Here is a 26,754-nt window from a genome sequence, read left to right as displayed (position 1 = left end):
GATAGCTAAAAGAAAACCCCATTTGAGAATGGGGCTTTCTGCGCTTTTAATGACTCATGTAATCAATAAAGGCGATTAATGAGCGGCTTTTTGCGCTTGAGTAACAACTTCTTTAATGCCCTGGATTTCGATCTCTACACGACGATCTGGAGCCAGGCAGTTGATTAGGTTCGGCTTTTTGATTTTGTCGCAAGTAGAACCGGTTACTGGATTTGTTTTACCACGGCCTTCTGCGCTGATGCTACCGGCAGGGATACCTTTAGCTACCAGATAGTCAACTACGCTTTGAGCGCGTTTTTGAGACAATGGCTGGTTGTATTCGTTTTTACCGATACGGTCAGTGTAACCCAGAACCAGCACCTTACCCTGAGTTGGGTCGATGTTTGCCAATTCAGTATACAGTTGCTCCAGAGTACGCTTGCCTTCTGCTTTCAGCTCCGCGCTGGCGAATGCGAATAAAACGTCAGAACGCAGAGTAAAACGTTTGTTCTCAACAACTGGCGCTGGGGTTGGTGTTGGAGCGACAACGGGAGCTGGGGTAACAACAGGAACGGCTGCTTCATCTTGACCGAAGCGATAAGAAACGCCTACGCTCAACAGGCCGTTATCAGGACGCGCACCGACTGAACCTGCGTCGCCGATATTGTTAACCCATTGGTAATCCAGGCGGGTAGCCCAATCTTTAGTCAGAGCATACTCAACGCCAATAGCGGCCAGTGGGGAAACACCGGTATCATGATTTTTCAGATGAGTGTTGGTGGCGCCGTAATTCGCTTTAGAATCTGCGCGCCAAACCATACCACCCAGACGAGTATAGATGTCCAGATCATCCATAATTGGATAACTCAATTTAGTCGCCAGTTGGAAACCATGAGCTTTGAAGGCACCGGTGTTGACGTTACCTTTATAAGGCATACGGCCTAACCAGTCATAACCTATTTCAAAACCAAAATATGGGTTAGCTTGGTAGCCTAAGAAAGCGCCAGCACCCAGTTGGTTTTTGTGAGTAGGACCATTACCGATTTCATTGGTATAACCGTTACCGTAGAAGTTTACGTCATGGTATTGAGACCAACCCAATTTACCACCGGTATACCACGTATTGTCTTTTGGAGCTGCTTGCGTTGCAGTTGTGAAAGCGGCCACTGCCACTGCTACCGCGATAGCTGTCTTTTTCATTTTAACGCCTCGTTATTATCATCACCCAATAGGCAATTGGCTTCAGGAGCCTTTTTACTTACTGCCTATCCCATTAGGTTATTGCATTCGCCATTCTTTAGTAATAAAAGCGATCACTGAACAGGGTTCAAATTCTTCATGCACTGTTACTGCATGTACGTTTTGAATTTTGTACGCTATCCATGTTCACTATTTATCCATAAGAATGGCTTACACTAAATTATATCTACTGAGATAGGTTATTAGCCATATTGATTAAAAAACTCAGTTAGGAATACTGCACTTTCATCAAATCAATGGACCAAACAATACATAAGGGACTAAGGGCAGTAACCTTTAATGGTGTAAAGTCTACAACGAAGTTAAAAAGTTACAAGTGGCCCTTGATTAATAGAGCAAAAAATTTAAAAGATAATGTATGATTTTAAAAAAACTTTACTATTCTTTACAACTAATCCTATCTTAATTAATTGATTTTATTTGTGATTAGTGATTTTGAACCTGAGTTGGTTATTTTATGTCATGAATATTGAAATAATTCTGAATTTTGGTTAATGGTAGTAAATGGAATGAATTTTTAGTAAATTTGATTGCGATTCAGTGCCATGGACTCCTTTATTTACATTTTGTGGGCGCATAATAAAGGCCAATGCATTACCTTTTTGTGCCGCAGACTGTAATCTTACCGTATCTCTTGCTAATAACGTTGGCAGCCAGCCAAGTACCACGCTGTAATTACCACTTGCTAATGCTCTTTCCATTGCATCTACCGTTGTAATGGAGTTGATGCGATTTAATTGCACAATCTTATCTAGGGGTAATCCTGATCGAATTAGCCATTGGCGGCTCAGTTTTTTATGTGGGCTAACCCATAGTAACCAGCGGGCTTCATTTCCTGACTGGCGTAACAAAGGTAGCAATATATGATTAATGACGGCTTGGTTATCACTATAAATCAATTCACTCACGATACCACCACGTCCGGCTGAATTATCTTGCGCAGGTGAAGAGGGTGATAGTCGCTTTTCTGTTAGCTGATGTTTAGGAAGGTAAACCCAGGATGATTGAATGCCCATAATGAACCCCACCACAAGTAACTGTATTAATATACAGTATCTTCATGTCAGGCTAAGATCAAGTCTATTTTTTCAAAGAGCTTCGCAAATATTTACGATAAATGGCTTGAAACTCATTTAACCATTGGCAGGGAAAATTGAATTGCGTATGTTTTCAATTGCTTGTTCCTGTTATTTATTTTTCTAATAATTGGGACAAATCTATGGATAAAAGATTTATTTGCACAAAACTCATGGAGTGATCTGTATGTTGTTGTCTGAAGTGCGTTTTACTCAACTCAAAAATGGTTTTTCTTCATTTGGAAGATTGACAAGGAAGCCACAGTTCGGCGGTTACAGCCTGTTGGCTGACGGGATTATGTTCGCTATTATTGCTGATGGCGAATTATATTTACGGGGAAATGGCCATGCTGAAGTATTATTTAAAGCCAGAGGGATGAAAAACTATATTTACTCGAAAAAGGGAGTGCCGGTAACTTTGCGTTATTACCAGGTTGTTGAATCACTTTGGCAAGATCAAGAGTTATTATCTCAATATGCGTATTTGGCTTATCACTACTCATTAATTGAAATGACGGGTAAAAAGAAGATGCCAACACGCCTGAAAGATTTGCCTAATCTTGGAATGTCTCTTGAGCGTCAGTTATGGAAAGTCGGAATATGTAAAGTTGAAGATTTACGGCTGTTAGGCGCGAAAGCCAGTTATTTAAAACTGCATCAATATAAAAGAAAATCTAATGTTAGTTTGTTACTTGCTCTGGCTGGTGCAATTGAAGGATGCCATTCAGCCGTTTTACCGGTACAGATTCGTAATGATTTATTACGCTGGCATAAGGAATTGGCTTGTTAGATCTTTATCGTGAACAGCTAAATAAAAGGGGCAGTTCACTGCCCCAGTATATCAACCTGGCTATTATTGATTAATTTGTTTAATCAGATCGACAATTTCAGGCAACAATCCTATTAATAAACCTGTTTGTTGCAATACCAACTGTTCTTTACTGTCTCTTTCCGCCGGGATTTGCTCAATTCTTGTCGTTATGTTGACAGATATTTGCTCAATTCTATCACTATTTATTAATACCGGTTTTAATGCTGCATCGACATAACAAATAGCATCATTAAGAATATCCAGAATAACTCTGTTATCCAATTTATCCCGATGCGCTCCCAGTGCAGAGATATAACTCAGCATGGTGTGATTTAGGCACAGTAGCCGGAATGCTTCTTCTTGGGAAGTTTGGTAACTTTTCGGTTCGGCAGACATGTTTGAAATAACTGATGCCAGCTCTGCGTCACTATTGTGAGCATCCCGGCGGGCAATTCGGTAGTTCAAGCCATTATCTTTTCCCTGACAATATTGAACTAAAATGGCATCAAGGTAGCGGCAATTGGTGTCCATCGTCCGGCTTATCACTTGTGGCAGCGGGCGAAATTTCCAGTCTGGCCAAATGAAATTTACTGCCAGCCAAGCGATACCACAGCCAATTAATGTGTCAACAATCCTTGGTAAGGCGACTTCAAAGCCTTCACCCAGTAAATTGAAGCATAGTAATACCAGTAGTGTGATAAACAGGGTCGCGTGTGCATATTGGATATTACGGAAGGCGAAGAATAGCACCCCAGAGATAACAATCAGTACCAATTGCCCCTCAATAGATGGCACAAAATAGAGGATTGGTAAGCCGATTAATACACCGGCAACAGTGCCGATTATTCTCAGTGCCAAACGGCGGCGGGTAGCGCTGTAGTTGGGTTGGCAAACGAACAGACTGGTGAGTAAAATCCAGTACCCGCGTTGCAAATCCAGCAATTGGATCATGGCGTAGCCACTGCACAACAGAACAGACATACGGATTGCATGGCGGAATAAAGCTGATTGTGGCGTCAGATGACGGCTGATCCTTAGACGGATATCGCGCCAGCCAGTTAAATGTTCATCAGATAGTTGGGTCTCATCTTTTCTTTCTTTGGCAGGATTGTACTGACCAGAACTGATGCTTGATAATTGCGCATCAATCGCCCGCAGGTTTTTCAGCAGGTTATATAATGCAGTCATTTTACGATTATGTTTCTGTTGTTTGTTGAGTTGTTGCAGGGAACTTTCCAGATAGTTAAATGCCCGTTCAATGCGCGGATTGTGCCGATATTGCTTATGCCAAAGTATCGACTGAGCAACTTGTTCACAAGCACGGGCTTGCATGGTGAGAAGACGTTGAAACCGGAACAGAACATCGCTATAGCGGAAAATATTCCGTAGGCTTTGGTATTGCACATGAGATGAACTGGCCCGTTCATGAATATCTTGTGCAATAAAGTAATAATGCAGAGTTTGGCGAGTTTCCCGCTGGCCGCGATCGCCTTTCAGACGGGTTAGCAGGGAGGCTTTGGCTTGATTCAGTGTGTTCACTAAATCACCGTTTGCCATTGCCACATTAACGACAGATTGCTGGTATCCTTCTTCCATATCAGGATCAAACAGGCTAGCTTTAGCATCAAGGTAAGCTGAAAGTTGCTGATAACAACGCGCCAGATTGTCCTGTAACGGCCGGATAGGGAATAATAAATGACCGGTGAGGGTGAGCAGGTTATACCAGATTGCCCCTGTCAGCAGTAATAGCGGCTGCTGATACCATAGTGGGAAAATAGACGCGCCCAGCATGGTATAAATCGCAATCAGCAATGCGCCAAATGCAATAGTTGCATAGCGCTGCCCAAGGGCGCCCAGTAAGATAAAGCTACAAGTGGATAACGCCAGCCCGATGGTGAAAAGCCAAGGATAAGGGAACAGTAACTCAATAGAGGCGGAAGCGACAAAGAAAGAAATCAGCGTGATCACCAGATTGCGTAAACGGCCAATCAGACGATCATCAAGATCAGCCAGTGCTGCGGCAACAACGCCCAAGGTCAATGGTATGGTTATTTTAGGTTCTTTTTCCAGAAACCAAGGCACTAACGTTGTTCCAGTCAGGGCGATCAGGATGCGGATATAATAGAGAAGATGACTGTTATAAAGAAAACGGCGCGGACCGGGGGAAACAGTTAGCACAAAATACCTCTGAGGTAATGATAACGGTCATAAATAACCATTATGATAAAAGGTTTATTAGTGATAAAAAACCTTTATAGGACAGAGTTCAACTATTTTTCAGGTATGGCGCTACGATAATGGAACTTAAAGCAACACGAATTGGTCAACGCCTTGCTCAACATCCTTATAACCGGGTGCGTCTGCTGAATGCGGGTATCGAAGTCAGTGGTGAGAAGCATCAATACTTTATCCCATTTAACCAGCTAATTGATATTCAGTGCAAACGGGGCATTGTCTGGGGTGAGTTGGAATTTGAACTGCCCGGTGGACAAGCTATTCGCCTTCATGGTACTGAGTGGCAGCAGACTCAGCGTTTTTACCATTATCTGCTTGATGAATGGCAGAAATGGAGCCAGGAAATGAGTGATGTCAGTGCTGATGTACTGGCGGTTCAGGTTAATGAAATCGATAAAATTGAGCAGCAGGATCATTGGTTTAAAAAAGCGGATTTGCTCCAGTTACAGCAGCGGATTCAGGCAGCATTTCAGGCTTTACCGTTGCCATTACAGCGTCTGGAGCAATTTGATAATTGCCGGGACGGGTATCGAATTTGCTTACGCTGGCTTGAGAATGGTGAAAAGGCTGTTGAAAAGATCAATCTGCAATGGACAGAACGCATGTTGGAACAACACCGTGACTTTTTTCAGCGGGTAGAAACATCTCCTTTAAACCTTTCCCAGAGCCTGGCTGTTGTGAATGGTGAAAATTCAGTGCTAGTTATTGCTGGTGCGGGTAGTGGAAAAACATCTGTGCTGGTGGCGAGAGCAGGGTGGCTGTTGCTTCGTCAACAGGCGATTTCTGAACAGATATTACTGTTAGCGTTTGGTCATCAGGCAGCCGATGAAATGAATGAACGGATTCAGACTCGTCTTGGTGTGAAAGATATCAAAGCGAAGACGTTTCATGCGCTGGCGCTGTATATCATTCAACAAGCAAGCAATAAAGCGCCTAAAATCAGTATATTAGAAACTGACGGGCAAAAAAGAAGAGATTTTCTGATTAAACACTGGCAACAGCAATGCAGTGAGAAAAAAGCACAAGCTAAGGGTTGGCGGGAATGGCTGACTGAGGGGCTTGAATGGCAAGTGCCGGAAGGTGAATTTTGGCGTGATGAACAGCTTGCTAACCGTTTGTCAGACAGGCTTGAGCGCTGGCTGGGTTTAATGCGCATGCACGGTGGTAGCCAGAAAGCTATGACAGAGCAGGCACAGGAAGAGTATCTGGAGCGGTTTCAAAAATGTATTCGCTTGATGGGGCCTTTATTAAAAGCGTGGAAATCTGAATTGAAAACAGAAGGTGCTGTTGATTACTCCGGGTTGATTCACCAGTCAGTGAATATTTTGGAGAAAGGGCGGTTTATCAGCCCGTGGAAGCATATTCTGGTCGATGAATTTCAGGATATTTCACCATTAAGGGCCAAATTGCTCGCTGCATTGCGGGCGCAAAACAGCCAAAGTTGCTTGTTTGCCGTAGGGGACGACTGTCAGGCAATTTATCGTTTCAATGGTGCTGAATTAGTGTTGACTACTGCATTTGCTGATTATTTTAGCGAAGGTACTGAATGTATACTGGATACCTCTTATCGGTTTAATGATCGGATTGGTGAGGTTGCTAACGCATTTGTGCAACAAAACCCAAATCAATTGAGGAAGCAACTAAACAGTTTGACTAAAGGTAACAAAAAGTCTGTTGTCATCCTGCCAGAAGATCAGCTTGAACCTTTGTTGAATAAAATGAGTGGCTATGTCACTGAGCAGGAAACAATTCTATTGCTGGCACGTTATCACCACTTGCAACCTGAATTACTAAGAAAAGCAGCGACTCGCTGGCCTAAGCTTAAAATAGAGTTTATGACTATTCATGCTTCGAAAGGACAACAAGCGGATTATGTGATTATTCTTGGATTGCATCAGGGTAAAGAGGGTTTTCCTGCACCGGCAAGGGAATCGGTGATGGAGCTGGTTTTATTGCCACAACCGGAGGAATTTCCTGATGCGGAAGAACGTCGTCTTTTGTATGTTGCATTAACCCGGGCGAAGAAGCAGATTTGGTTGATGCAGGACAAGAAAAATCCATCTGTGTTTGTGCATCAACTAGAGCGGTTAAATGTACCTGTTCAGCGTAAACCTTAAGGTATCGTTTTGGCTGAATAAATAGACAAAGTGAAAATACTGGATTCTGTTAAGGAGTAATAAATGAGTGACCAGCAAATTGCGGGCATACTGAGACGAGTGAAAACTATTGCGTTGGTAGGGGCCAGTGAGAAAATTGATCGTCCAAGTTATAAAGTTATGGCTTATTTATTGGAACAAGGCTATCAGGTTATTCCTGTCAATTTAAAACTTGCCGGGCAAACATTGCTTGGGCAACCCGTTTATGGGCAATTAGCCGATATTCCCCAGCTTGTTGATATGGTAGATGTATTTCGCAACGCTGAAGCTGCATATGGAATCGCGCAAGAAGCTATAGATATCAAAGCAAAAGTGCTCTGGCTGCAACGTGGTGTTATTAACGAACAAGCGAAAAAGTTGGCGGAGGAAGCAGGTCTGGAAATTGTTATGGATCACTGTCCGAAAATTGAAATCCCAAGATTAGGGCTGGAAAAGTAATATCTTTTGGTTTACCTCTGTTCTATTGTTCATCAATGAGTGAAAGGAATCTGGCACTGATGTCTAAGTTGCACGAATTTAAGGCGCTAGATGACAAAATGGCGCTTAGGTTCCAAATATTGCCATAAGATACCGTGTTTCTACGGACCCTTATTTTGACCCTTTTTTATCGTCAATCAATAACGGTTTGATTTTAAAGTAAAATAAATTAGCCCTTATAAAAAGGGTTTTTTCACTTTTTATAACTATACTCTTTGATAGTCAGCAGGTTAGAGGTAATATGCAACTGTGCACTGCCGTACAGGCAGCTTAGAAATCCATGAGCCCTGCAAAATAACCGGTGAAAAAGTGCACTGCCGTACAGGCAGCTTAGAAAAAAATCGGGCGGCACATTAACAGGTACATTGAGTGCACTGCCGTACAGGCAGCTTAGAAATCAAGCTGGGCTATAGCATTTTTGGAAAGTTGGTGCACTGCCGTACAGGCAGCTTAGAAAATCAGGCCACCGGTATGCCGGTAATAATGACGGTGCACTGCCGTACAGGCAGCTTAGAAAAAAGCGAAGAGACGCGCACAACATATTTTATAGTGCACTGCCGTACAGGCAGCTTAGAAATCAGTTTACATTGAATTGGGGCGAGTCATCACGTGCACTGCCGTACAGGCAGCTTAGAAAATCTTGCGCCTGACACTGCCACATCGGTGCAGGTGCACTGCCGTACAGGCAGCTTAGAAAAGCATCTAGCCAGACGGCGGTCATCGCAGCCCGTGCACTGCCGTACAGGCAGCTTAGAAATGGCCATGATTATGCAATATCGTCCCACAAACGTGCACTGCCGTACAGGCAGCTTAGAAAAATTTGACGGCGAATAGGTTTGCGTAAATCCGGTGCACTGCCGTACAGGCAGCTTAGAAAGTCCGGAAACGTCTTCGATGCCGTTATTCTGAGTGCACTGCCGTACAGGCAGCTTAGAAACCGCTGTGGAAAACGGCACCTAAACAGCAAATGTGCACTGCCGTACAGGCAGCTTAGAAAATCGTCTAGCATCCACTGTAAAGCCTCCCTTGGTGCACTGCCGTACAGGCAGTTTAAAAGCACAATAACTGCCTTTCGAGGAATATAACATGGGTTAATTGCGTAGTCGTGGGGCGAGTAACTGATTACGTATGGATTCTGCTAACTCATCCAGAGAAGGTTGTTCTGGATGGTCATCGGATGCTTCATAGGATAATTGCGCTTCGGCTAAATAAGTATGTACAGGCTGGCCGTCGTCATCTTCCGTCACAACATGGTACCAGGGAGCAGAACGCAAGGCTGCATTGGATGCAATGTCATCTTCTTGGGGGTGTTCCAGAGAATATTCCACATCAATATCTACGATAACGCCCAAATAACCTAGAAGCTTGTGACGTACTTGTTGGCCGAGACCGAATTTGCTGGCAATAATCATAGCCACCTCCAAAAAAACCTTGCATTGATACGAAATATGAGGGCAGTAAGGTGAATTACAAGAGCATACCCGGTAGTTGAAGCCATTTTCTTGCTTTAATAATTGCGAGAGCGACTTCACCTAATTTTCAGGTTAGCTGTAGTCAATATAAAATACAACCGAGAATGGCGTGCTTAACTATATATGTGAGCGATACCGCAAGGTGGCTGAGGTAGATAAGGGATCATTATGATGAAATATGGGTTAACTATTTATGTTTATGGCAGGGTCCAAGGGGTTGGATTTCGCTATCAAACTGTTCGTTGGGCGAAATCCAATAAGCTGACAGGTTACGTCTGTAATTTGCATGATGGTCGTGTCAAAATTGTCGCTTATGGTGAAAGTGAGCAACTGGATAACTTAACCCATTGGTTAGAACAGGGTGGGCCACTGGGGGGGCGGATTGATAGTTTTTCGTCTCAGGCTTGCGCAATGGAGGATGTGGCAGACTTTAGCGTCCGCCACTGAGCCAGATTGTTATCAGATACATTTTACCGGTTTTGGTAGCCCGGCAATTTTAGTTGCCTGTTTTGCTGGCCCTTTGGGAAACAGGCGGTAAAGATAGCGGCTGTTTCCTTTCTCTTCTCCATACTTTTGTGCGATTGCTTTTACCAGCATACGGATAGCCGGGGATGTATTAAATTCTTCATAAAATCCCCGGACAAAACGAATGACTTCCCAATGTTGCTCACTCAAATCAATATTTTCTTGTTCGGCGAGTAATGAAGCCATTGCTTCCTGCCAATCACTGCTGTTTTTCAGATAACCCTGTGCATCGGTTTCGATCTCACGACCTTCGAATACCAACATAATCGTTTAACCATCAAAAAAAGAGGGTAGTAATTTAGCAAAAAACACTTTTATACCCAAGGACGTATGTATATATACCCAAGAAACTTCAAGATGCAGTTTTTAGCACCTGAAAATGGTCATTAATTCTAGACATCAGCGAGTCCGCTATATCCGGTAGCGTTGTGGTGAAAAATTTGAAGACTTTGTCTCGAAATTCATGTTTATCAGCGAAATAACGGTTATTTCGAACATGTTCATTCATGACCTTCCATAATCGCTCTATCGGGTTTAAATTTGGGCTATAGGGAGGAAGATAATGTAACTCAATATTGCTAACATAAGCCCACTCCTTCACAAGATGAGCTTTGTTGTAACCCGCCCCATCCACAATAAGATGAATTTTTTGATGATAGTCAGGATAAGACTTCCTTATTTCGTTGAAAAAACAGCAAATGTTGTAGTCATTGATGGTTTGATATTCCTGGAACACCGTACGACCAATGGCATTCAGGTTGAGCGCGCCCAATATATTCAGGCGAGTTCGGCTTCCTGTTGTCTTGACGGTTTTTTTCTCGCCTTTTCGCATCCAGCCATAACCGAGTTTGGTGCCTTGAGTCGGGTGAACAGCGTCAAGAAAAAGGATGGGTTCATCTTTCGCTGTGATTTTAAGATTTTCATAATATTCAATAAATTGTATCTGTTTTTCTGCCTCGAATTTATGAGGGACACCACAAGGTTTTTTATAAGAAAAACCCTGACGGTGTAGCCATTTATTCATGCCGGGAATGCTAAAGGTAATATTCCAGAGCTGAGCAACATAGGCCACGATTTCATGGGTGTGATGGAAAAGATGTTGAGATAAGTGGTTGATTAAAAAATCAGTTTGCTCTCGAGAAAGCAAACTATCAGACCCCCCATTATCAGATTTAAGTTTACCTTGATTAAGATAATCACTGATATGGCGGTCAACAGTGGTCTGATGGAGTCGCAATGCCTGGGCTATCATCACAGAACTCCACCCTTCAGAAGCCAGAAGGATCGCTTTTATTCTGTCTCGTACTTGGCCATCACGAGTGGTGTCGTGAAGACGTTCAAGTTTGATTTTTTGTTCTGATGTAATAAATATTTTCATAGCGAGGATAATGATCTCCATTTCGGATAAAATCAAGCATCTTCAATGATTACGGGTATATGAGGAGAAAATAAGCCAATAACAGTGAAAAAGAGTAAATTTACGGCAATCGAACAAGAGGGGGCTTTACATCTGTCTTAGTGCTGTTTATAGTGCACGCCATTGCGGAGGGGTGGCCGAGCGGCTTAAGGCAGCGGTCTTGAAAACCGCCGATGGGAAACCATCCGAGAGTTCGAATCTCTCCTCCTCCGCCATTAACACTTCTAGCAACATCGCCTAAAGTCTACTTTCCCCAGTAAAATCAACGAAAATTCCCAAATAAAGCGCTAATAACGTCTACTGGCATCTATTGCAATGTACCCCAGTCAGGGGGTATATATAGGGGGGAACCTCTAAAAACCCCTCAAAAAAACAAAATCAATTTTTTCCCCATCCGTAATAAAATTGACCTTATTGAACGTGATGCATTCTGACTTTTTTAAGGATTAAAAGGCATGAATGCCGGATTTTCCAAAATAAGTTAAACGCTGTAAATCATAGCAGGTTGCCTTTAGCGTCATCACAAAATAGCTTTTACCGTGCTTTTTCGTCCAGGTTGCGTCGGTATCTTTCTGACATCGCTTGTTTGCCGTCCAGTTATCCGGGGTTTTACCCTGACGGATTTGTTCATTCTCTTCCTTCTTATTGTGCTGCTTAGGCACGGGGAGCAACGTGGCATCAATGATTTGTCCCCCTCTGGGAATGAATCCCTGTGCCGAAAGTTGATGCTTCGCTTCTTCAAACAATGCACTGGCACCGGCTTGCCCAATCCGTTTTTCAAAACACCAAATCGTGTTACGGTCTGGAATATTAATGACATCGGTCAGACGACAAAAACGTTGCCAGCGCATTCGGTCAAGTAATTGATATTCCATCTTTTCATCGGAAAGATTATGGAAATGTTTCAGGATAATGATGCGAACCATCACCTCAGTCGGGAAGGGTGGGCGCCCGCCTTTGGGAGAAATAGTTCGTGGCGCGACACGGTCTACGGTGTCTGCCAGTGCGGAGAAATCAACATACTTATCAAGAACAAGGAGCGGATCACCTAATGCATCAATTTTTCGACGGTGATATTCAGCGGCCAGCTTGTCTTTTTTTAACGCGGAACGAATCGGTATCATGATGGCGTTACCTTACAGAGATGTACCGTGCCTACATTTTACTCAGTTTTGTGGCGGTGAAAAGTTTTTAGAGGTTCCCTGTGGTACATCTGCACACCTTTGGAAGCAGATATTGTCAAGGCACCTAAACCCTCGTCTGGTAATGAAGGTCTCTTAAACTAATAGATAACCCAAAAGGATATCTTTATCTTGACCGAAGTATTTTGCTATATTTTACCTTGTGTGAAATTTATGCATAATATTTACCATAAATAAAATTAATTATTTAGGTGATTCTTATAATGATGGATAACAACTTCTCTCCGAGTGATCTTAAAACGATTTTACATTCCAAACGTTCGAATATTTATTACCTGCAATATTGTCGGGTATTAGTGAATGGTGGCCGTGTTGAATATGTCACTGATGAGGGAAAGCAATCACTGTATTGGAATATTCCAATCGCAAATACCACCGTTATCATGTTGGGGACGGGGACTTCTATTACTCAGGCAGCAATGCGTGAATTCGCCAGAGCGGGTGTTTTAGTCGGTTTTTGTGGTGGCGGAGGAACACCGTTGTTCGCGGCTAACGATGTTGAGGTTGATGTGTCTTGGCTTACGCCACAAAGTGAATATCGTCCTACTGAATATTTACAAGCTTGGGTGAGTTTCTGGTTTGATGATGAAAAACGATTAGCAGCCGCGATTGCTTTTCAGAAAGTTCGCATTGCACAAATTCGTGAACATTGGCTGAGTAGTCGAATGCTTCGGGACAGCTCTTTTATGCTTAATCGTGAGCGTTTATTGTCATTACTTACCCGTTATGAGCAGAATCTTGAAAATTGCCGCAATAATCAGGAGCTAATGGCACAAGAAGCTGTGATGACTAAGGCATTATATAAGCTGGCAGCGGAGGCAGTGAGCTATGGCGATTTTCTCCGGGCAAAACGAGGTGGTGGTGTAGATTTAGCAAACCGTTTTCTCGATCACGGTAATTATCTGGCTTACGGATTAGCGGCTGTGGCAACTTGGGTAATTGGTTTACCACATGGTCTGGCTGTGTTGCATGGAAAAACCCGTCGCGGAGGTTTGGTTTTCGATGTGGCTGATCTGATTAAAGATGCGTTGGTATTGCCGCAAGCATTTATCGCGGCAATGGCTGGAGAAGATGAACAGGAGTTTCGCCAACGTTGCATCGGTGGATTTCAAAAATCTGATGCATTGGACACGATGATTGATGCACTGCAAACAACCGCTCAACAACTGAGTCAGGTGTCGCGATGAATATTCTTTTAGTATCCCAATGCAATAAACGAGCATTAACTGAAACCCGCCGAATATTGGATCAATTTGCTGAACGAAAAGGTGATCGAACTTGGCAGACGGCGATTACATTAGAAGGTTTAAATACTTTGCGCAAGTTATTGCGTAAAACCGCGCGCCGTAATACCGCAGTTGCCTGTCATTGGATAAAGAGTGGAAACCAGACTGAATTGTTATGGATCGTCGGGAATTTACGGCGCTTTAACCCGCGAGGAGTTGTACCTACTAATACGACACAACGTGATGTGCTGAAAAGTCAGGATGAAAATCATTGGCACAGTGTTGAAGCCATCAGCTTATTGGCCGCTATCGCTGGGCTATTCCATGATTTTGGTAAAGCTAATGCGTTGTTCCAGCAAGGTTTACAGGGAGATGGGCGGTTTCAACCGTATCGGCATGAGTGGGTATCTTTGCGGCTGTTTCAGGCATTTGTTGCGGAACAAGATGATAGGGAGTGGCTGACTTCGTTAAGTCAGATAGATGCTGGTGATGAGGATAGCGTTCTCTCCCGCTTGATTAAGGATGGTATTGATACCTATGTAAACCCTTTTATTAACTTACCGCCATTAGCAACTACGGTCGCCTGGTTGATCCTCTCGCATCATCGTCTTCCCGTTTATCCTCGTGATAATGAGCGATACACAAGTGAACCACAGTTAGGGTGTATTAAGAGTTGGCTGACCAAACAGCTAGAGTCATCATGGAACTCAGTCAACATGACGGCTAAAAACTGGAGTAATCAGGATAAACGTGATGTCTGGACATTCCCAAATGGTACACCTATCCGTAGTCAGACTTGGCGCCAGAAAGCACAGAAATTTGCGAACAGAGCGCGGCAATCAACATCATTATTGCAATATGGCGATTTGAACCAGTGTTTCACCAGCCATATGTCCCGATTAGTCTTAATGCTGGCCGATCATCATTATTCATCATTACCTGCAACCCTTGGTTGGCAAGATATTAACTATGGCGCATTTGCCAATACCGATAGAACCACCGGGAAGTGTAAACAACGGTTAGATGAACACAATATTGGTGTTGGGCAGAATGCTATGCTATTGGGGAGAAGCTTGCCACATCTTCGTAAAACGCTACCCTCGATTACCCGTCATAAAGGATTTAAGCAACGCAGCAAAGATGAAAAATACCGCTGGCAGGATCAGGCGTTCGATGCCGCATGTGCTTTACGCAAACGTTCAGCAGAACAGGGCTTTTTTGGCATTAACATGGCCTCTACTGGTTGTGGTAAAACCTTTGCCAATGCTCGGATTATGTATGGGCTAGCTGATGAAAAACAGGGATGCCGTTTTTCTGTCGCTTTAGGGTTACGGACGTTAACACTGCAAACCGGTGATGCGTTACGTAAAAAACTGCATCTGGAAGAAGATGACTTGGCGGTACTTATTGGCTCGCAGGCAGTGAAAGAGCTACATCAGCTTCGTCATAAAGGGCTTGAGCCTGATACTGGCAGTGTATCCGCTGAAGCACTGTTTGCTGAGCACCAATATGTCAGTTATGACGGTAGCTTGGATGATGGTCGCTTAAGCCACTGGCTGAGTAAAGACAATAAACTGAATAAACTGCTTAGTGCCCCTGTGCTGGTGGCGACCATCGATCATTTAATTCCGGCTACTGAAGGCACTCGTGGCGGGAAGCAAATTGCACCTATGTTGAGATTACTCACTTCTGATCTGGTGTTGGATGAACCGGATGATGTTGATATTAACGATTTACCGGCTTTATGCCGATTGGTGAATTGGGCAGGCTTGTTGGGCTCGCGGGTATTGCTTTCATCGGCCACATTGCCGCCGGCGTTAATTCAGACATTATTCAACGCTTATCGGGCTGGACGTCAGGATTACCTGCTGGCATGTGGTCAGCCAGGTGCCCCGGTTAATATCTGTTGTGCCTGGTTTGATGAATATAATGTGGCGCAACTGGATGTTACCAATGCGCAACAGTTTAAAGATCAGCATGATGCTTTTATCGTTAAGCGCGTTGGTTGTTTAGAAAAAAAGGTGCCATTACGTACAGCTGAATTAGTGCCGATAACGGCTGAAAAGCATAAAGACAAGGTTGTGATTCAAGCCATGGCAAAGGTGATGCATCACTCCATGTTGAGACTACGTAAGGAACACCATCAAATCCACCCATCGGGCAAAACCGTTTCTATCGGTTTGATTCGCATGGCAAATATCGATCCACTCGTTGCCGTAACACAGCGGTTATTGCAGATACCGTCTTCTAAAAATGTACATATCCATTACTGTGTCTATCACAGCCAGCATCCACTGGCGATACGTTCCCATCTTGAACATCGGTTGGATTCCACATTAACGCGTTACGATGAAAAGGCGTTGTGGCAGGTGGCAGAAATCCGTAAGGCATTGGAGGAGATGCCGGAAAAGCATCATATTTTCGTAGTGGTGGCAACGTCTGTTGCAGAGGTTGGTAGGGATCACGATTATGACTGGAGTATTGCTGAACCGAGTTCAATGCGTTCGCTGATACAACTTGCCGGACGTATTCAACGCCATCGGCAAAAAGAGCCAAAGATACCCAATCTGCATATTCTGGCGAAAAACTATAAGGCACTTAAAGCGACTAATTTAGAACATCCGGTTTATTGTCGGCCGGGATTTGAGTCGAAAGATTACCTCCTTGCCAGTCATGATTTAGGGGAGTTATTAGAACATGACCAGTATGAGCTAATCAGTGCATTACCAAGAATAAAGAAACGCGATAATGCTGGAGAGTGTTCACCTTTTGAAAATTTGGTCGATCTTGAACATCAACGTTTGTGGGAAGAGCTTCAAGGTGATCCTAATGATGATTATCGTTACTGTGCTGCTTTCTGGTGGCGTGAACAAGCTTCGTGGTGTGCAGAATTACAGCGTCATAAACCGTTTCGTCAGTCTGAGCCCGATGAGTTGCATTATCTATGGCTTGAAGAAGAGGGTGAAACCGCGAAGTTTGTGGCTCTGGACAGCGGCCCGGCGGGAATGAAAGCAAATGGAGCTTTTGATTATATATCGGAATTATCGTTTGCGCCGGGGGTGAGTAGCTGGATTGAACTTGATACTGAGACGATTTATCAGCCTTTGGCTGATACTTATGAGATAGAGTTAAAGGATGTTAGTTTACGTTTTGGTGAGATCCGTCTTAGGGAAAAAGATGACGGAGAAGCATGGTGTTATCATCCGTTTTTAGGGGTGTTTGACGAAATTGGCTGAAATAATATGCGGTGTTTTTAAAATCTGGTAAATAAGGATAAGCGTATCATGAAAAAAACAGGTAAAAGCTTTAATCATCAAAGGTGAAAACCGTGATTAAGGTTTTTTTAAAACGATTTTTAAATAGATTAACCAGGAGGTAAAGTTAACCTAATAACAAAAATATGAGATTATATTAAAACATTTAATGGGGTTAATCGCATAGTGAAAAAATAGCGTTTAGCCGTATTAAAAACAATTAAAACAATGGGTTTTGATTTTAATCCTATTGGTATGTCTTTTACCCTCGTTGGTTTTAAACTTAAAAATCAAATACCGGAAAAAGAGAAAACCTGAGTATCAGTTTAATAAGAATGGAAAAGTCTGAATACGAGGCAGGAAACAGAAAAACGATTAGATTAAAAAAACTGCTCAATGAAAACCCTTTGTTTTGGCGATTAAATCAGATATCCGTTAGGTAATAGTAAATAAATAGGCCCCTATTAATACCCGATTTTAAAAAAAGACGATGTGACTGAAAACAGATTATTTTCTGTTACGTTTAATTAATTTATCGGCGATGTTATTCTACGTTTGTTTATACCAGCTTGAATATATAAAATCGTGAATATAAAGAAATCAACACTTTTATATAAAAGGCGGATTTAACTTAATAAATAAACTTTTCAGATGGATAGTAAACTGCGTTTAATCTAATCCAATTAAATATTAAAATAAAGTTGAAAATAAATTGGCACGAAGATAAAGGGTTAATATTAAAGTTTTTTCTCGCTGTTATTTTATGAAACAAGCCATAAAAACAATGTAATAAAAAAATAGTAAAACAGTTAATTTGGCAGGATTTAGATCCGGAAAAAATGGGATGGTTATCTGAAAAAACATAAAGGAGTATATTTATATCATAAGGCCATTTACCGGCTGATTTATGAAGAGAAAACAGCGGGTGATGACTTGTTAAAACCGCTCATGATTGCCAGTAAAATAGCGTCAGTAAAGATAAAAAGCGGATATGATTTACGAAGGTTAAACATAAAATACGATGCCCCATGATGATTAAACTTAATAAAAATCAGAGGTTAAAAGTGGTAAAAGCAAAGGTTAAAACTTTATACCGATTAAAACCAGAGGTTAAGAAAATGACTTTTAATAACAGTTTAAAACTTGCTTGTTTGTTATAAAACTATCAGCGAAAAATGAGAAATAAAAATTGGTTTCATCCAGGATCATATCCCTTTGAAAGAAGGATAAATAAGAATATGAATAGTTTAATCAGACAATCTATTTTACCAAAAGGACCGGTTTTAATAACGTTTTCAACTGGCAATAAACTTTTTCATAAGCCAGTTAAATAATAGATTATAAGAAAGTTTTCAAATGAATGCGTTAACGGAATATAATACCTTAAATACGCCAGATTAAACTTGCTTTTACGCTATTTTAATCAGTCTGGTTTATGAAATGTGGTTTGATATTAAAATCAACTCATATCGTTACTTTTCAAACCGTTTTTGCGATCTTTTAACGCTTAAATACTTCTTCAACTCTCTTTTTAAATGGGTTTTTTAGTAACTTGATAATCAAATGTTGGGACTAAACACCTAAAACCCAATTTGGTGATATGCTGTTAAGTACGATACAACGTAGTTATCCAGCAACGGAGAAATATCAAATGACCACTAAAATTGACACTGGAATTCGTAGGGTAACTCCAGCCAGATATAATATATTTTCTGAATTAGGTTTACTGAACAAGAGGCTCAACAACTTCATGTAACCTCTCTATGGGAAATAGAAAACACACTGCAAAGTAAAGAACGGTTAATGAATGAAACAAACTGAAATAGGAACGGTGTTATACATTTCTCGTGCAAGAGTATCTGATATTGTGAATAAAAAGGTAAGTAAATTCACTATTGAGCATTGGTTAATATGTTAAACCGTATAAGGAAACCTGTTCAGATTACGGTGGGTTAAGACCCACACATAAGGTCATTAGAGCAGTCCAAAATAAGAGGCACTTAGAATGGGTGCCTCTTGGCATTTCAAAATTCTATTCATTGGTGCTTTGATATTTAATTTAACCTATTTATATGTATTTTAAAATTTTTTATGTGTGAAAATTTTAAAAAATCATTGATTTCTGGCACCTATCATGCCTATAAAGATCAATAAGTAATCACTTTGATTTGGTTCCATGAACACATTTGAATGAGGAGATATGAAATGAAGGGGAGCGGGATGGGGAGGTTTTGGGGGTATGTTTTATTCTTTGTTATCTGGCTAAATTGTGCAAATATTTCTCATAATGAGTTGAATATGGTAAGAGGTCGGAAAGTGTATATATTTTGTCGCTATAGACAGGGGCTTTATGAAGATATTGGTAGCTTGTAATGAATGTGTATGGCAGCGCACTGAGTGGCGCTGCCTAAGCTGCCTGCGCGGCAGTTGTTTTTTGTCTTAAGATAATAGACATAAAAATATTTCTAAGCTACCTGTACGGCAGTTTTTAAATTATAGATGTCTAGAGGATTAAATTCTATATAAAATCGTAGATTTTCCTTAAAAAGTAATTATATTAAATATTATTTTGCACCGAAGTTGGGAGTTAATACATAGACTTAGTGGAAAGGTGGGATTGCATTTTTTTAACAATAAGTTGAACTCTTAAAGAAATAAACTATCTTATGAATAGCTATTGATGATGGGATGTCTGGATACTTTGCTGCTCATGGGATGATAGTCAGGGTTGAAGATATCTATTGGTTGATGATGTACCAAAGCATTTTTTTGCGCTAAATTTAACGGGCACCTGGATAATCATTTTGATAAGGTAGGTAAAAGCCTATGAATGAAAATGGATTGAGTCGATTTATTGTCGATTATATCGAAAGTCGTAAGCAGTCAAAGCTGGCGGTTTTTGATAAAGAGGCAAAAAAGAAACTGGCGAAGTTAACCTCAGCAGAGGAGATCTCTGTTGCTCAACAAGAGATTGCCGAACAGCTCAAAGCATTGGAAGAACGTTTTGAGGTAAGAAATTGGCTAGATGATGCCGCAAATCGGGCAAAACAAATTAGCTTGGTAACGCATGCTTTGAAATTTACTCATAGCGATGCAAAAGGCAGTAGTATTTTTGCAACATCAGCAAGCGGAAAAGAAAATATTGAGTATCTTTCTATTACCACTTTGAATAAACCTGCAATAGATGCTGTAGGAAATGCTGCGGTTCTTGATGTTGCAAAATTATTGCAAACAGAATACCAAGGAGATTCATTAGTGGCGTCTCTAAATCGGAGTGATTATTCGGCACTGGCTGAACTGGTGGAAGACGAGCAACAACTTGAGAGGTGGATTAACGGATTCCGACAAGTTTTGTTAGATGAAACACTTTCTTCACATAAACTGGCAAAACAACTCTATTTCCCCGTCAGCCCCGGTGAATATCATGTATTAAGCCCGCTTTTTTCTTCATCGTTGGCGAATACAATACATCAGCATATTATCGAAGCCCGTTTTGGTGAGTCATCTAAAGATATTAATAAGGCGAAGAAAGAAGAATACTGGCATCCTGAAGCCAGAGTTATCTATCCTAATACTGCTATACAGAATATAGGTGGAACTAAACCACAAAATATCTCTTATCTTAATAGCATACGAGGTGGACGAACTTGGCTTTTATCTTGCTCTGCCCCCAACTGGCAAAGTAGCACTAAGCTTCCGAAACGGCACGGATCTATTTTTGAACAGCGTAGTCAGTTCGCTCTGTTGTCCTATGCCACTGTCAGGTTGATGCGGCAATTTCTATTTAGTGCACAGAAATGTACGGAAGAAACTCGGCGAAGTCGTCAGGCATATGTTGAAGAAATTATTGATATTTTATTTAACTATGTTGCTAGTGTACAGAATCAGGTTGAGCTTAAAGGCTGGAGTGCCAGTGATGATTGTGAGTTAAAACGTGCTCAACAGCTTTGGCTTGATCCTTATCGTTGCCAACTGGATAATGAATTCCGATTTGAACGTGAAGGCGGCGACTGGAAAAAAGAAATAGCCGCAGATTTTAGTTACTGGCTGAACCAGAGTTTGAAACATGAGCGATTGGAAATGGAATTACCTGAACGTCGTGAGTGGGCTTCTGAGTTTAAGAAACGGTTACGTGAATTTGAGGATGAATTGCCGGAGGTGATGCCATGAGTTATCTAATTGTTTTGCGCCATATTAAAGTGGAAAACGCGAATGCAATTGCAGGTTTAACCTATGGTTTTCCGGCAATTACTCATTTTCTTGGGTTTACTCATGCACTTTCACGTAAATTACAGCAGAGCCATGATTTAAGACTAGAAAATTGCGGCGTTATCTGCCATAACCATCAATTACATGCTTATCAATCTGATCCTATTAGAGATAAAGTTTTTGCATTAACCCGAAACCCGTTAACTAAAGAAGCAAAAACGGCGGCATTTAATGAAGAAGGCCGTATGCATATGACGGTTTCTTTATTAATTGAATGCCTTGGTGAAATTGAAAATGGTGACGAAGGCGCTAGAAATTTAGAAAAGCATTTATGGGAGATCTGCCAAACTCAGAGATTAGCTGGTGGGACTATCACTGAAATTGCTAAAGTAGATGTTATTGCTTTTCCGCAGCGAGAACAGGAAACCCGTAAATTAATGCGTCGCCTGTTGCCGGGGTTTGTTTTGTTGGATCGTTCAGAATTATTAGCCAATCACTACGATGCATTAAAGCAAAGTAACCCACAGGCAGAAATGATTGATGCCTGGCTTGATTTTTCCGCGATTAAAATGCGGGCTATTCCTAAGCAGGAAGATAAGCAACCTGAAATTGGTGACCCGGCATATTGGGAATATGTTCCCAAACCCGGTTCTGGATATCTAGTCCCTTTGATGACAGGTTACCAGGCTATATCGCCGTTATATCCCGCTGGGAAAGTAGAAAAAACCCGTGATCCCAATACGCCATTTTGTTTTGTTGAAGCAATTTATGGGGTAGGCGAGTGGAGAAGCCCACACCGTATTAATGATATTCGCCAGTTACTTTGGTGTCATCATTACCAAGAGGGTATCTACCGATGCTGCAATCAGCAGGCTGTTGCCCGTCAATCTAAACCCAATAAAAAAGTAAGAATCGACTGATTAATTTAAACAAGGATATTCATATGTCTAAATCAACCATTAAAACGGCTTCTGTACTGGCGTTTGAACGTAAACTTTCTAATTCTGATGCGATAATGTTTGCTGGAAATTGGGAGCAGAACGGTGGCGAATGGAAGCCTATTGCTATTCAGGAAAAAGCAGTCAGAGGTACGATTTCTAACCGCTTGAAAAATGCATTGACGAGTGATCCCGCTAAACTGGATGCGGAGATTCAAAAAGCAAACCTGCAACGTGTTGATGTCGCTGCACTGCCTTTTGATGCTGATACCCTGAAAGTCAGCTTTACATTACGGGTATTAGGTAATCTTGCTATACCGTCTGTATGTAATGATCAGGATTATCAGGCTGAACTGGCAAATGTAATCAACGGTTACATTGCCGAGCATGGTTTTAAAACACTTGCTGCCCGTTATGCAGAAAATCTGGCTAATGGACGGTTTTTGTGGCGTAACCGGGTTGGCGCAGAAGAAATTAAGGTTTGTGTGAAGGGTAAAAGTGGCGAATGGTGGGAGTTTAATTGCGAAGATTTCAGTTTACGTGCATTCGGTAAGGCAGAAGGTAATTTAGCTAAACTTGCTGCTGGAATTGAAGAAGGGTTGGCTGGCGGTGGATCAACATTCTTCAACGTTGAAGCTTTTGTTCGTTTAGGTCATGGTCAGGAAGTTTTCCCTTCTCAAGAGTTAGTTCTTGACAGTAACAGTAAGAAAAGCAAAGTGTTGTATCAGGTCAATGAGATTGCTGCGTTGCACTCACAGAAAGTAGGTAATGCGCTGCGCACTATTGATACTTGGTATCCTGATGCATCTGAGTTGGATCTTGGCCCAATTGCTGTTGAACCCTATGGCTCTGTAACCAGCCGGGGTAAGGCTTATCGTCAGCCTAAATTAAAAATGGATTTCTATACTCTGCTGGATAACTGGGTTGTCAAAGGAAAAGCGCCAGAAGTAGAGCAACAACACTACGTTATGGCGATTCTGATTCGTGGTGGTGTTTTTGGTGAAAAAGGTGAATAAGGGGATACGATGGATTATTACCTTGAAATCCGCGTCCTTCCTGATCTTGAGTTCAGCCCGCAAACGCTTATGGATGCGCTGTTTGCTAAGCTGCATCGAGCCTTGGGGCAGGCGGGCCATGGGCGGATTGGTGTCAGTTTTCCCCGTGCGGGAAAAACGTTGGGGAACACGTTGAGGATTCACGGCTCAAACGAAGCGTTGCAGGATTTACAGGCGTTACCCTGGTTAAAAGGGCTCAGGGATTATACTGAGGTGACTGATAGCCAGCCAGTACCTCAAGACACGCAATATCGTTGTGTTAGCCGGGTACAGGTTAAAAGCAACGCAGAGCGGCTTCGTCGTCGTTCGATCAAAAAGAGGTGGTTAACTGAGGAACAAGCCCGGCAATGCATCCCAATAAGCAAAGAGCAACGTACTGATTTACCGTTTCTGAGCCTTAAGAGTTTGTCATCAGGACAAAGCTTTCCATTGTTTGTCGAACAGGGACCAATAGAAGACAGACCAACACCAGGAGCTTTTAGTTCTTATGGATTAAGTGCATCAGCTACCATCCCCTGGTTTTGACCCTTTTTTAGCGGTTAATTATAACCTTTTGATTTATTTAAGAGATTAGCCGCTGCTTATAAAAAGGGTTTTTCCGCTTTTTTTAACTATGCTCTTTAATAATCAGTAGGTTAAAGCTAGTATTTAACAGTTCACTGCCGTACAGGCAGCTTAGAAACCTGAACACCCAATATTTCGCAGAAACGATTAGTTCACTGCCGTACAGGCAGCTTAGAAAGCGTGTGCCTAGTTTCTGTGGCCGTGCTCCTCGTTCACTGCCGTACAGGCAGCTTAGAAATTCGCCCCATGAGAGAAGCTGACGCCTACCGCAGTTCACTGCCGTACAGGCAGCTTAGAAAATAACGGGCTAAGTTGTCTAAAAAATCTTTTTGTTCACTGCCGTACAGGCAGCTTAGAAACAATTTCCGCGATGCAGACATTAATATCATCGGTTCACTGCCGTACAGGCAGCTTAGAAAATCATGAACGGTCAGTCCGGACACCTCTGTCTGTTCACTGCCGTACAGGCAGCTTAGAAATGTTATTTATGCTCGCCCTTAGACTTAGTTTTGTTCACTGCCGTACAGGCAGCTTAGAAAGTCATGTATGTTTTGTTGAAAAACAGAATGATGTTCACTGCCGTACAGGCAGCTTAGAAAAACAAAGCCCCCGATAGAAATTAATTCTATCTGTTCACTGCCGTACAGGCAGCTTAGAAAGAAGAGAAAGCGCTGGGCAAAGCCAAAGAGAAGTTCACTGCCGTACAGGCAGCTTAGAAAGTGGTCTGGCATGGAAAACAATGGGGTCTGAGGTTCACTGCCGTACAGGCAGCTTAGAAACTCTAGAATATGCCGCGGCTGTATTACGTTCGGTTCACTGCCGTACAGGCAGCTTAGAAATTATCGGTAAAACGGGACAGCTGCAGTGTGAGTTCACTGCCGTACAGGCAGCTTAGAAAGAACCCGATGGTACCGTCTACGATATCTAATGGTTCACTGCCGTACAGGCAGCTTAGAAACAATCTCGCCACGAACAATTGTCCTGCGCTCGGTTCACTGCCGTACAGGCAGCTTAGAAAACTTAGCCAGACGAGCGCCTACACCTTCTGGCGTTCACTGCCGTACAGGCAGCAGCGGGCCCAATTGAGCGCGCTGGGAAAAGTTAATTTTTCTTGATGTTGGTTATTTCTTATGCTTGTGAGCATATTCTTCATTGTTAACCCATTGATGGTCTTTCTCCCAGGTAAATAGCCACTTGCGGGTTGGTCCTGCCATTACATTGAGATAGTAGTTGTTATAACCGGCGATGGTTGCCACTGGGTGGTAGCCTTTTGGAACCATTACCACATCCTTGTTATAAACCGCTATTGATTCATCCAGTGAACCGTCATCGGTATAGACTCGTTGCAGACAGAATCCCTGTGATGGATTCAGGCGATGGTAATAGGTTTCCTCCAGATAGGTTTCCTGTGGTTCATTGTCCGTATCGTGTTTATGGCTGGGATAGGAGCTGGTGCAGCCTTCATCGGTAAAGACTTCGACCACTAATAAGCTATCAGCAGGTTTGTTATCTGGCAGGATATTGTGAACATAGCGCTGGTTGCAGCCGCTCCCGCGTTGTTCTGCGTCAATGTCCTGTGGTGCAATCAGGCGAGTCGGGTGGTTTCCTTTACCCGGAGCCTGACACACCGCCAGTTCGAGAGCCGTATCGGCAATAACCTCAATGGATTCACCTGTGGTGATGTAGACGGCATAGGGTTTTTGGCGTTCAAATGGCTCCATGCGATCACCAATATGCTCAAATTTCTGATGTGGTGTGATAACCGTGGCTTTTCCTGCCACCAGCACCAGACAAGCCTCATTTTCTGATGCGGGTAATGTGATTTTCTCACCTGTGGTTAACTCATAAACATCAAAGTGGACATATTTCCAGTTCGCAGATTCCGGTGTGATATGTTGAGTTCGTTTATTCCAATCCGGTGCATGATATTTTGATAATAATTTGGACATATTACCTGCCTCAGCATTGCTTTTGCGTGAATCAAGTCTTAAATCAATCCGGCATCTCCGGCAAATTTGTGTAAATTGTTATAACCCATAGTTGCGTAGGTAAGTGGGTGAGCAACGGCAGGATCTTGTTCTGCTTCAACGACCAGCCAACCTTGATAGTGGTGTTTTTTTAGTACCTGAAAAATTGAGGGATAATCAACACAACCGTCTCCCGGTACGGTAAATACGCCACTCAGCACTGCATCAAGAAAACTGGTTTTGCGGTTTTTCACATCCTTGAGTACATCAAGGCGGATATCTTTACAGTGAACATGGTTGATGCGTTTCGCCCAGCGTTCTGCGACCACCGATGGATCAGCGCCAGCAAATGTCAGATGGCCGGTATCCAGCAACAATCCAACTTCATTTCCGGTATTTTCCATCAGATAATTAATATCTTCCGCAGTTTCGATTACGGTTCCCATATGATGGTGATAAGCAATTTGAACCCCTTGTTCTTGAGTGTAACGGGCGAATTCAGTCAGTTTTTTACCATATTCTTGCCAGCGATCAGCGGGAAATTGAGGGCGAAGATGAACCGGTTTGCTCTGATCGCCGTGAATACAATGTGTTACTTCAGCAAATACCATCACATTAGCCCCCAGTTCGCGTAACAGTGTCAGGTGAGAGTGTACCGCTGCAATCTCTTCTGCTACCGAACGGGTAAGTAATTCGCCGGAGTACCAACCGGATACCAGTTTTAGATCGTGTACGGCAAGTATAGGGCCTAATATGCTGGCCTGACGAGGGAATTTATTGCCCAGTTCAAAACCGGTAAAGCCTGCTTGACGGCCTTCAGTTAAGCAGGTCTCCAGGGACGTTTCTGCGCCGAGAGTGGGTAAGTCGTCATTGGTCCAGGTTAGAGGGTTGATACCAAGTTGCACAGTCATGATGAATCTCCTGTAAGATC

General features: G+C 42.4%; 18 protein-coding genes, 1 tRNA gene, 2 pseudogenes and 2 CRISPR repeat arrays. Of the genes and pseudogenes, 12 read left to right on the top strand and 9 right to left on the bottom strand.

Features of this window, described 5'->3' with window-relative positions:
* Positions 1 to 75: 75 nt before the first annotated feature.
* Together ompA and sulA are read right to left on the bottom strand one after the other, a co-directional pair.
* The gene (gene ompA / locus ACUN2T_RS15645) at positions 76 to 1,179 is read right to left on the bottom strand and encodes a porin OmpA (RefSeq protein WP_445493935.1); all 1,104 of its coding nucleotides are present in this window, start codon (positions 1,177 to 1,179) and stop codon (positions 76 to 78) included.
* Between the two features lie 551 nt (positions 1,180 to 1,730).
* Positions 1,731 to 2,255, bottom strand: coding sequence for an SOS-induced cell division inhibitor SulA (gene sulA / locus ACUN2T_RS15640; protein ID WP_445493934.1), 525 nt, complete (start codon positions 2,253 to 2,255; stop codon positions 1,731 to 1,733).
* 247 nt (positions 2,256 to 2,502) lie between these two features.
* Here sulA and ACUN2T_RS15635 point away from each other — a divergent pair, with 247 nt between their 5' ends.
* A complete protein-coding gene (locus ACUN2T_RS15635; RefSeq protein WP_046976577.1) occupies positions 2,503 to 3,105 on the top strand; it encodes a TfoX/Sxy family DNA transformation protein in 603 nt (200 codons plus the stop codon).
* 63 nt (positions 3,106 to 3,168) lie between these two features.
* Here the strand turns inward: ACUN2T_RS15635 and yccS are convergent, their stop codons facing one another.
* The gene (gene yccS, locus ACUN2T_RS15630) at positions 3,169 to 5,304 is read right to left on the bottom strand and encodes a YccS family putative transporter (RefSeq protein ID WP_445493932.1); all 2,136 of its coding nucleotides are present in this window, start codon (positions 5,302 to 5,304) and stop codon (positions 3,169 to 3,171) included.
* Positions 5,305 to 5,423: 119 nt separating this feature from the next.
* Between yccS and helD the strand changes: the two genes are divergently transcribed.
* Both helD and ACUN2T_RS15620 read left to right on the top strand, forming a co-directional pair.
* Positions 5,424 to 7,478 carry a DNA helicase IV gene (gene helD / locus ACUN2T_RS15625; protein WP_445493931.1) on the top strand — a complete coding sequence of 685 codons (2,055 nt, stop codon included), beginning with the start codon at positions 5,424 to 5,426 and terminating at the stop codon, positions 7,476 to 7,478.
* 63 nt (positions 7,479 to 7,541) lie between these two features.
* Positions 7,542 to 7,955 carry a CoA-binding protein gene (locus ACUN2T_RS15620; protein WP_445493930.1) on the top strand — a complete coding sequence of 138 codons (414 nt, stop codon included), beginning with the start codon at positions 7,542 to 7,544 and terminating at the stop codon, positions 7,953 to 7,955.
* Positions 7,956 to 8,243: 288 nt separating this feature from the next.
* Positions 8,244 to 9,051: a CRISPR direct-repeat array (repeat unit 28 nt; unit sequence GTGCACTGCCGTACAGGCAGCTTAGAAA).
* Positions 9,052 to 9,085: 34 nt separating this feature from the next.
* Here the strand turns inward: ACUN2T_RS15620 and hspQ are convergent.
* Entirely contained in the window at positions 9,086 to 9,403 is a 318-nt protein-coding gene (hspQ, locus tag ACUN2T_RS15615) for a heat shock protein HspQ (RefSeq protein ID WP_445497890.1), read from the bottom strand.
* 231 nt (positions 9,404 to 9,634) lie between these two features.
* Here hspQ and yccX point away from each other — a divergent pair, with 231 nt between their 5' ends.
* A complete protein-coding gene (gene yccX, locus ACUN2T_RS15610) occupies positions 9,635 to 9,913 on the top strand; it encodes an acylphosphatase (protein WP_445493928.1) in 279 nt (92 codons plus the stop codon).
* 12 nt (positions 9,914 to 9,925) lie between these two features.
* Here the strand turns inward: yccX and tusE are convergent, their stop codons facing one another.
* The gene (gene tusE, locus ACUN2T_RS15605; RefSeq protein WP_021326537.1) at positions 9,926 to 10,255 is read right to left on the bottom strand and encodes a sulfurtransferase TusE; all 330 of its coding nucleotides are present in this window, start codon (positions 10,253 to 10,255) and stop codon (positions 9,926 to 9,928) included.
* 88 nt (positions 10,256 to 10,343) lie between these two features.
* Entirely contained in the window at positions 10,344 to 11,369 is a 1,026-nt protein-coding gene (locus tag ACUN2T_RS15600) for an IS630-like element ISPlu3 family transposase (RefSeq protein ID WP_445493927.1), read from the bottom strand.
* A 166-nt stretch (positions 11,370 to 11,535) separates the two neighbouring features.
* Here ACUN2T_RS15600 and ACUN2T_RS15595 point away from each other — a divergent pair.
* Positions 11,536 to 11,623: transfer RNA gene (locus ACUN2T_RS15595), tRNA-Ser, on the top strand.
* A gap of 309 nt (positions 11,624 to 11,932) precedes the next feature.
* On the opposite strand, the pseudogene ACUN2T_RS15590 reads toward ACUN2T_RS15595, so the two are convergent.
* A pseudogene (locus tag ACUN2T_RS15590) lies at positions 11,933 to 12,529 on the bottom strand (transposase); the annotation flags it as partial.
* Positions 12,530 to 12,816: 287 nt separating this feature from the next.
* On the opposite strand from ACUN2T_RS15590, the gene cas1f reads away from it, so the two are divergent.
* From cas1f to cas6f, 7 genes and pseudogenes are all read left to right on the top strand, one after another.
* Positions 12,817 to 13,797 (top strand): type I-F CRISPR-associated endonuclease Cas1f, encoded by a 981-nt coding sequence (cas1f, locus tag ACUN2T_RS15585; protein WP_445497889.1) that lies wholly within the window; start codon positions 12,817 to 12,819, stop codon positions 13,795 to 13,797.
* On the top strand, positions 13,794 to 17,072 hold the full coding sequence (gene cas3f / locus ACUN2T_RS15580; protein WP_445493925.1) for a type I-F CRISPR-associated helicase Cas3f: 3,279 nt from the start codon (positions 13,794 to 13,796) through the stop codon (positions 17,070 to 17,072). The genes cas1f and cas3f overlap by 4 nt, the downstream gene beginning before the upstream one ends.
* A 1,669-nt stretch (positions 17,073 to 18,741) precedes the next feature.
* Positions 18,742 to 19,046 (top strand): annotated as a pseudogene (locus ACUN2T_RS15575) (helix-turn-helix domain-containing protein).
* Between the two features lie 870 nt (positions 19,047 to 19,916).
* Complete coding sequence (gene csy1, locus ACUN2T_RS15570; RefSeq protein WP_445493924.1) at positions 19,917 to 21,260, top strand: type I-F CRISPR-associated protein Csy1; 1,344 nt, start codon at positions 19,917 to 19,919, stop codon at positions 21,258 to 21,260.
* Positions 21,257 to 22,219, top strand: coding sequence for a type I-F CRISPR-associated protein Csy2 (gene csy2, locus ACUN2T_RS15565; RefSeq protein WP_445493923.1), 963 nt, complete (start codon positions 21,257 to 21,259; stop codon positions 22,217 to 22,219). The genes csy1 and csy2 overlap by 4 nt, the downstream gene beginning before the upstream one ends.
* A gap of 23 nt (positions 22,220 to 22,242) precedes the next feature.
* A complete protein-coding gene (gene csy3 / locus ACUN2T_RS15560; protein WP_445493922.1) occupies positions 22,243 to 23,253 on the top strand; it encodes a type I-F CRISPR-associated protein Csy3 in 1,011 nt (336 codons plus the stop codon).
* Between the two features lie 9 nt (positions 23,254 to 23,262).
* Positions 23,263 to 23,817 (top strand): type I-F CRISPR-associated endoribonuclease Cas6/Csy4, encoded by a 555-nt coding sequence (cas6f, locus tag ACUN2T_RS15555; RefSeq protein WP_445493921.1) that lies wholly within the window; start codon positions 23,263 to 23,265, stop codon positions 23,815 to 23,817.
* Between the two features lie 129 nt (positions 23,818 to 23,946).
* Positions 23,947 to 24,874: direct repeats of the CRISPR family, unit length 28 nt; unit sequence GTTCACTGCCGTACAGGCAGCTTAGAAA.
* Positions 24,875 to 24,977: 103 nt separating this feature from the next.
* Here cas6f and iolB read toward each other — a convergent pair.
* Both iolB and iolE read right to left on the bottom strand, forming a co-directional pair.
* Positions 24,978 to 25,805 (bottom strand): 5-deoxy-glucuronate isomerase, encoded by an 828-nt coding sequence (gene iolB / locus ACUN2T_RS15550; protein WP_445493920.1) that lies wholly within the window; start codon positions 25,803 to 25,805, stop codon positions 24,978 to 24,980.
* A gap of 38 nt (positions 25,806 to 25,843) precedes the next feature.
* Positions 25,844 to 26,734: a myo-inosose-2 dehydratase gene (gene iolE / locus ACUN2T_RS15545; RefSeq protein ID WP_445493919.1), complete on the bottom strand. Its 891-nt coding sequence runs from the start codon at positions 26,732 to 26,734 to the stop codon at positions 25,844 to 25,846.
* Between the last annotated feature and the right edge of the window lie 20 nt (positions 26,735 to 26,754).

This window comes from Photorhabdus machadonis, assembly GCF_052657765.1.
This window is presented reverse-complemented; position numbering and strand designations above follow the sequence as displayed.

Bases quoted from the DNA above. Each gene is read 5' to 3' on its own strand.
- cas1f (WP_445497889.1), top strand. From the start codon at position 12,817: ATGGATAACAACTTCTCTCCGAGTGATCTTAAAACGATTTTACATTCC.
- helD (WP_445493931.1), top strand. From the start codon at position 5,424: ATGGAACTTAAAGCAACACGAATTGGTCAACGCCTTGCTCAACATCCT.
- cas6f (WP_445493921.1), top strand. From the start codon at position 23,263: ATGGATTATTACCTTGAAATCCGCGTCCTTCCTGATCTTGAGTTCAGC.
- ompA (WP_445493935.1), bottom strand. From the start codon at position 1,179: ATGAAAAAGACAGCTATCGCGGTAGCAGTGGCAGTGGCCGCTTTCACA.
- csy1 (WP_445493924.1), top strand. From the start codon at position 19,917: ATGAATGAAAATGGATTGAGTCGATTTATTGTCGATTATATCGAAAGT.
- iolB (WP_445493920.1), bottom strand. From the start codon at position 25,805: ATGTCCAAATTATTATCAAAATATCATGCACCGGATTGGAATAAACGA.
- iolE (WP_445493919.1), bottom strand. From the start codon at position 26,734: ATGACTGTGCAACTTGGTATCAACCCTCTAACCTGGACCAATGACGAC.
- csy2 (WP_445493923.1), top strand. From the start codon at position 21,257: ATGAGTTATCTAATTGTTTTGCGCCATATTAAAGTGGAAAACGCGAAT.
- sulA (WP_445493934.1), bottom strand. From the start codon at position 2,255: ATGGGCATTCAATCATCCTGGGTTTACCTTCCTAAACATCAGCTAACA.
- cas3f (WP_445493925.1), top strand. From the start codon at position 13,794: ATGAATATTCTTTTAGTATCCCAATGCAATAAACGAGCATTAACTGAA.
- ACUN2T_RS15635 (WP_046976577.1), top strand. From the start codon at position 2,503: ATGTTGTTGTCTGAAGTGCGTTTTACTCAACTCAAAAATGGTTTTTCT.
- ACUN2T_RS15600 (WP_445493927.1), bottom strand. From the start codon at position 11,369: ATGAAAATATTTATTACATCAGAACAAAAAATCAAACTTGAACGTCTT.
- yccX (WP_445493928.1), top strand. From the start codon at position 9,635: ATGATGAAATATGGGTTAACTATTTATGTTTATGGCAGGGTCCAAGGG.
- csy3 (WP_445493922.1), top strand. From the start codon at position 22,243: ATGTCTAAATCAACCATTAAAACGGCTTCTGTACTGGCGTTTGAACGT.
- ACUN2T_RS15620 (WP_445493930.1), top strand. From the start codon at position 7,542: ATGAGTGACCAGCAAATTGCGGGCATACTGAGACGAGTGAAAACTATT.
- tusE (WP_021326537.1), bottom strand. From the start codon at position 10,255: ATGTTGGTATTCGAAGGTCGTGAGATCGAAACCGATGCACAGGGTTAT.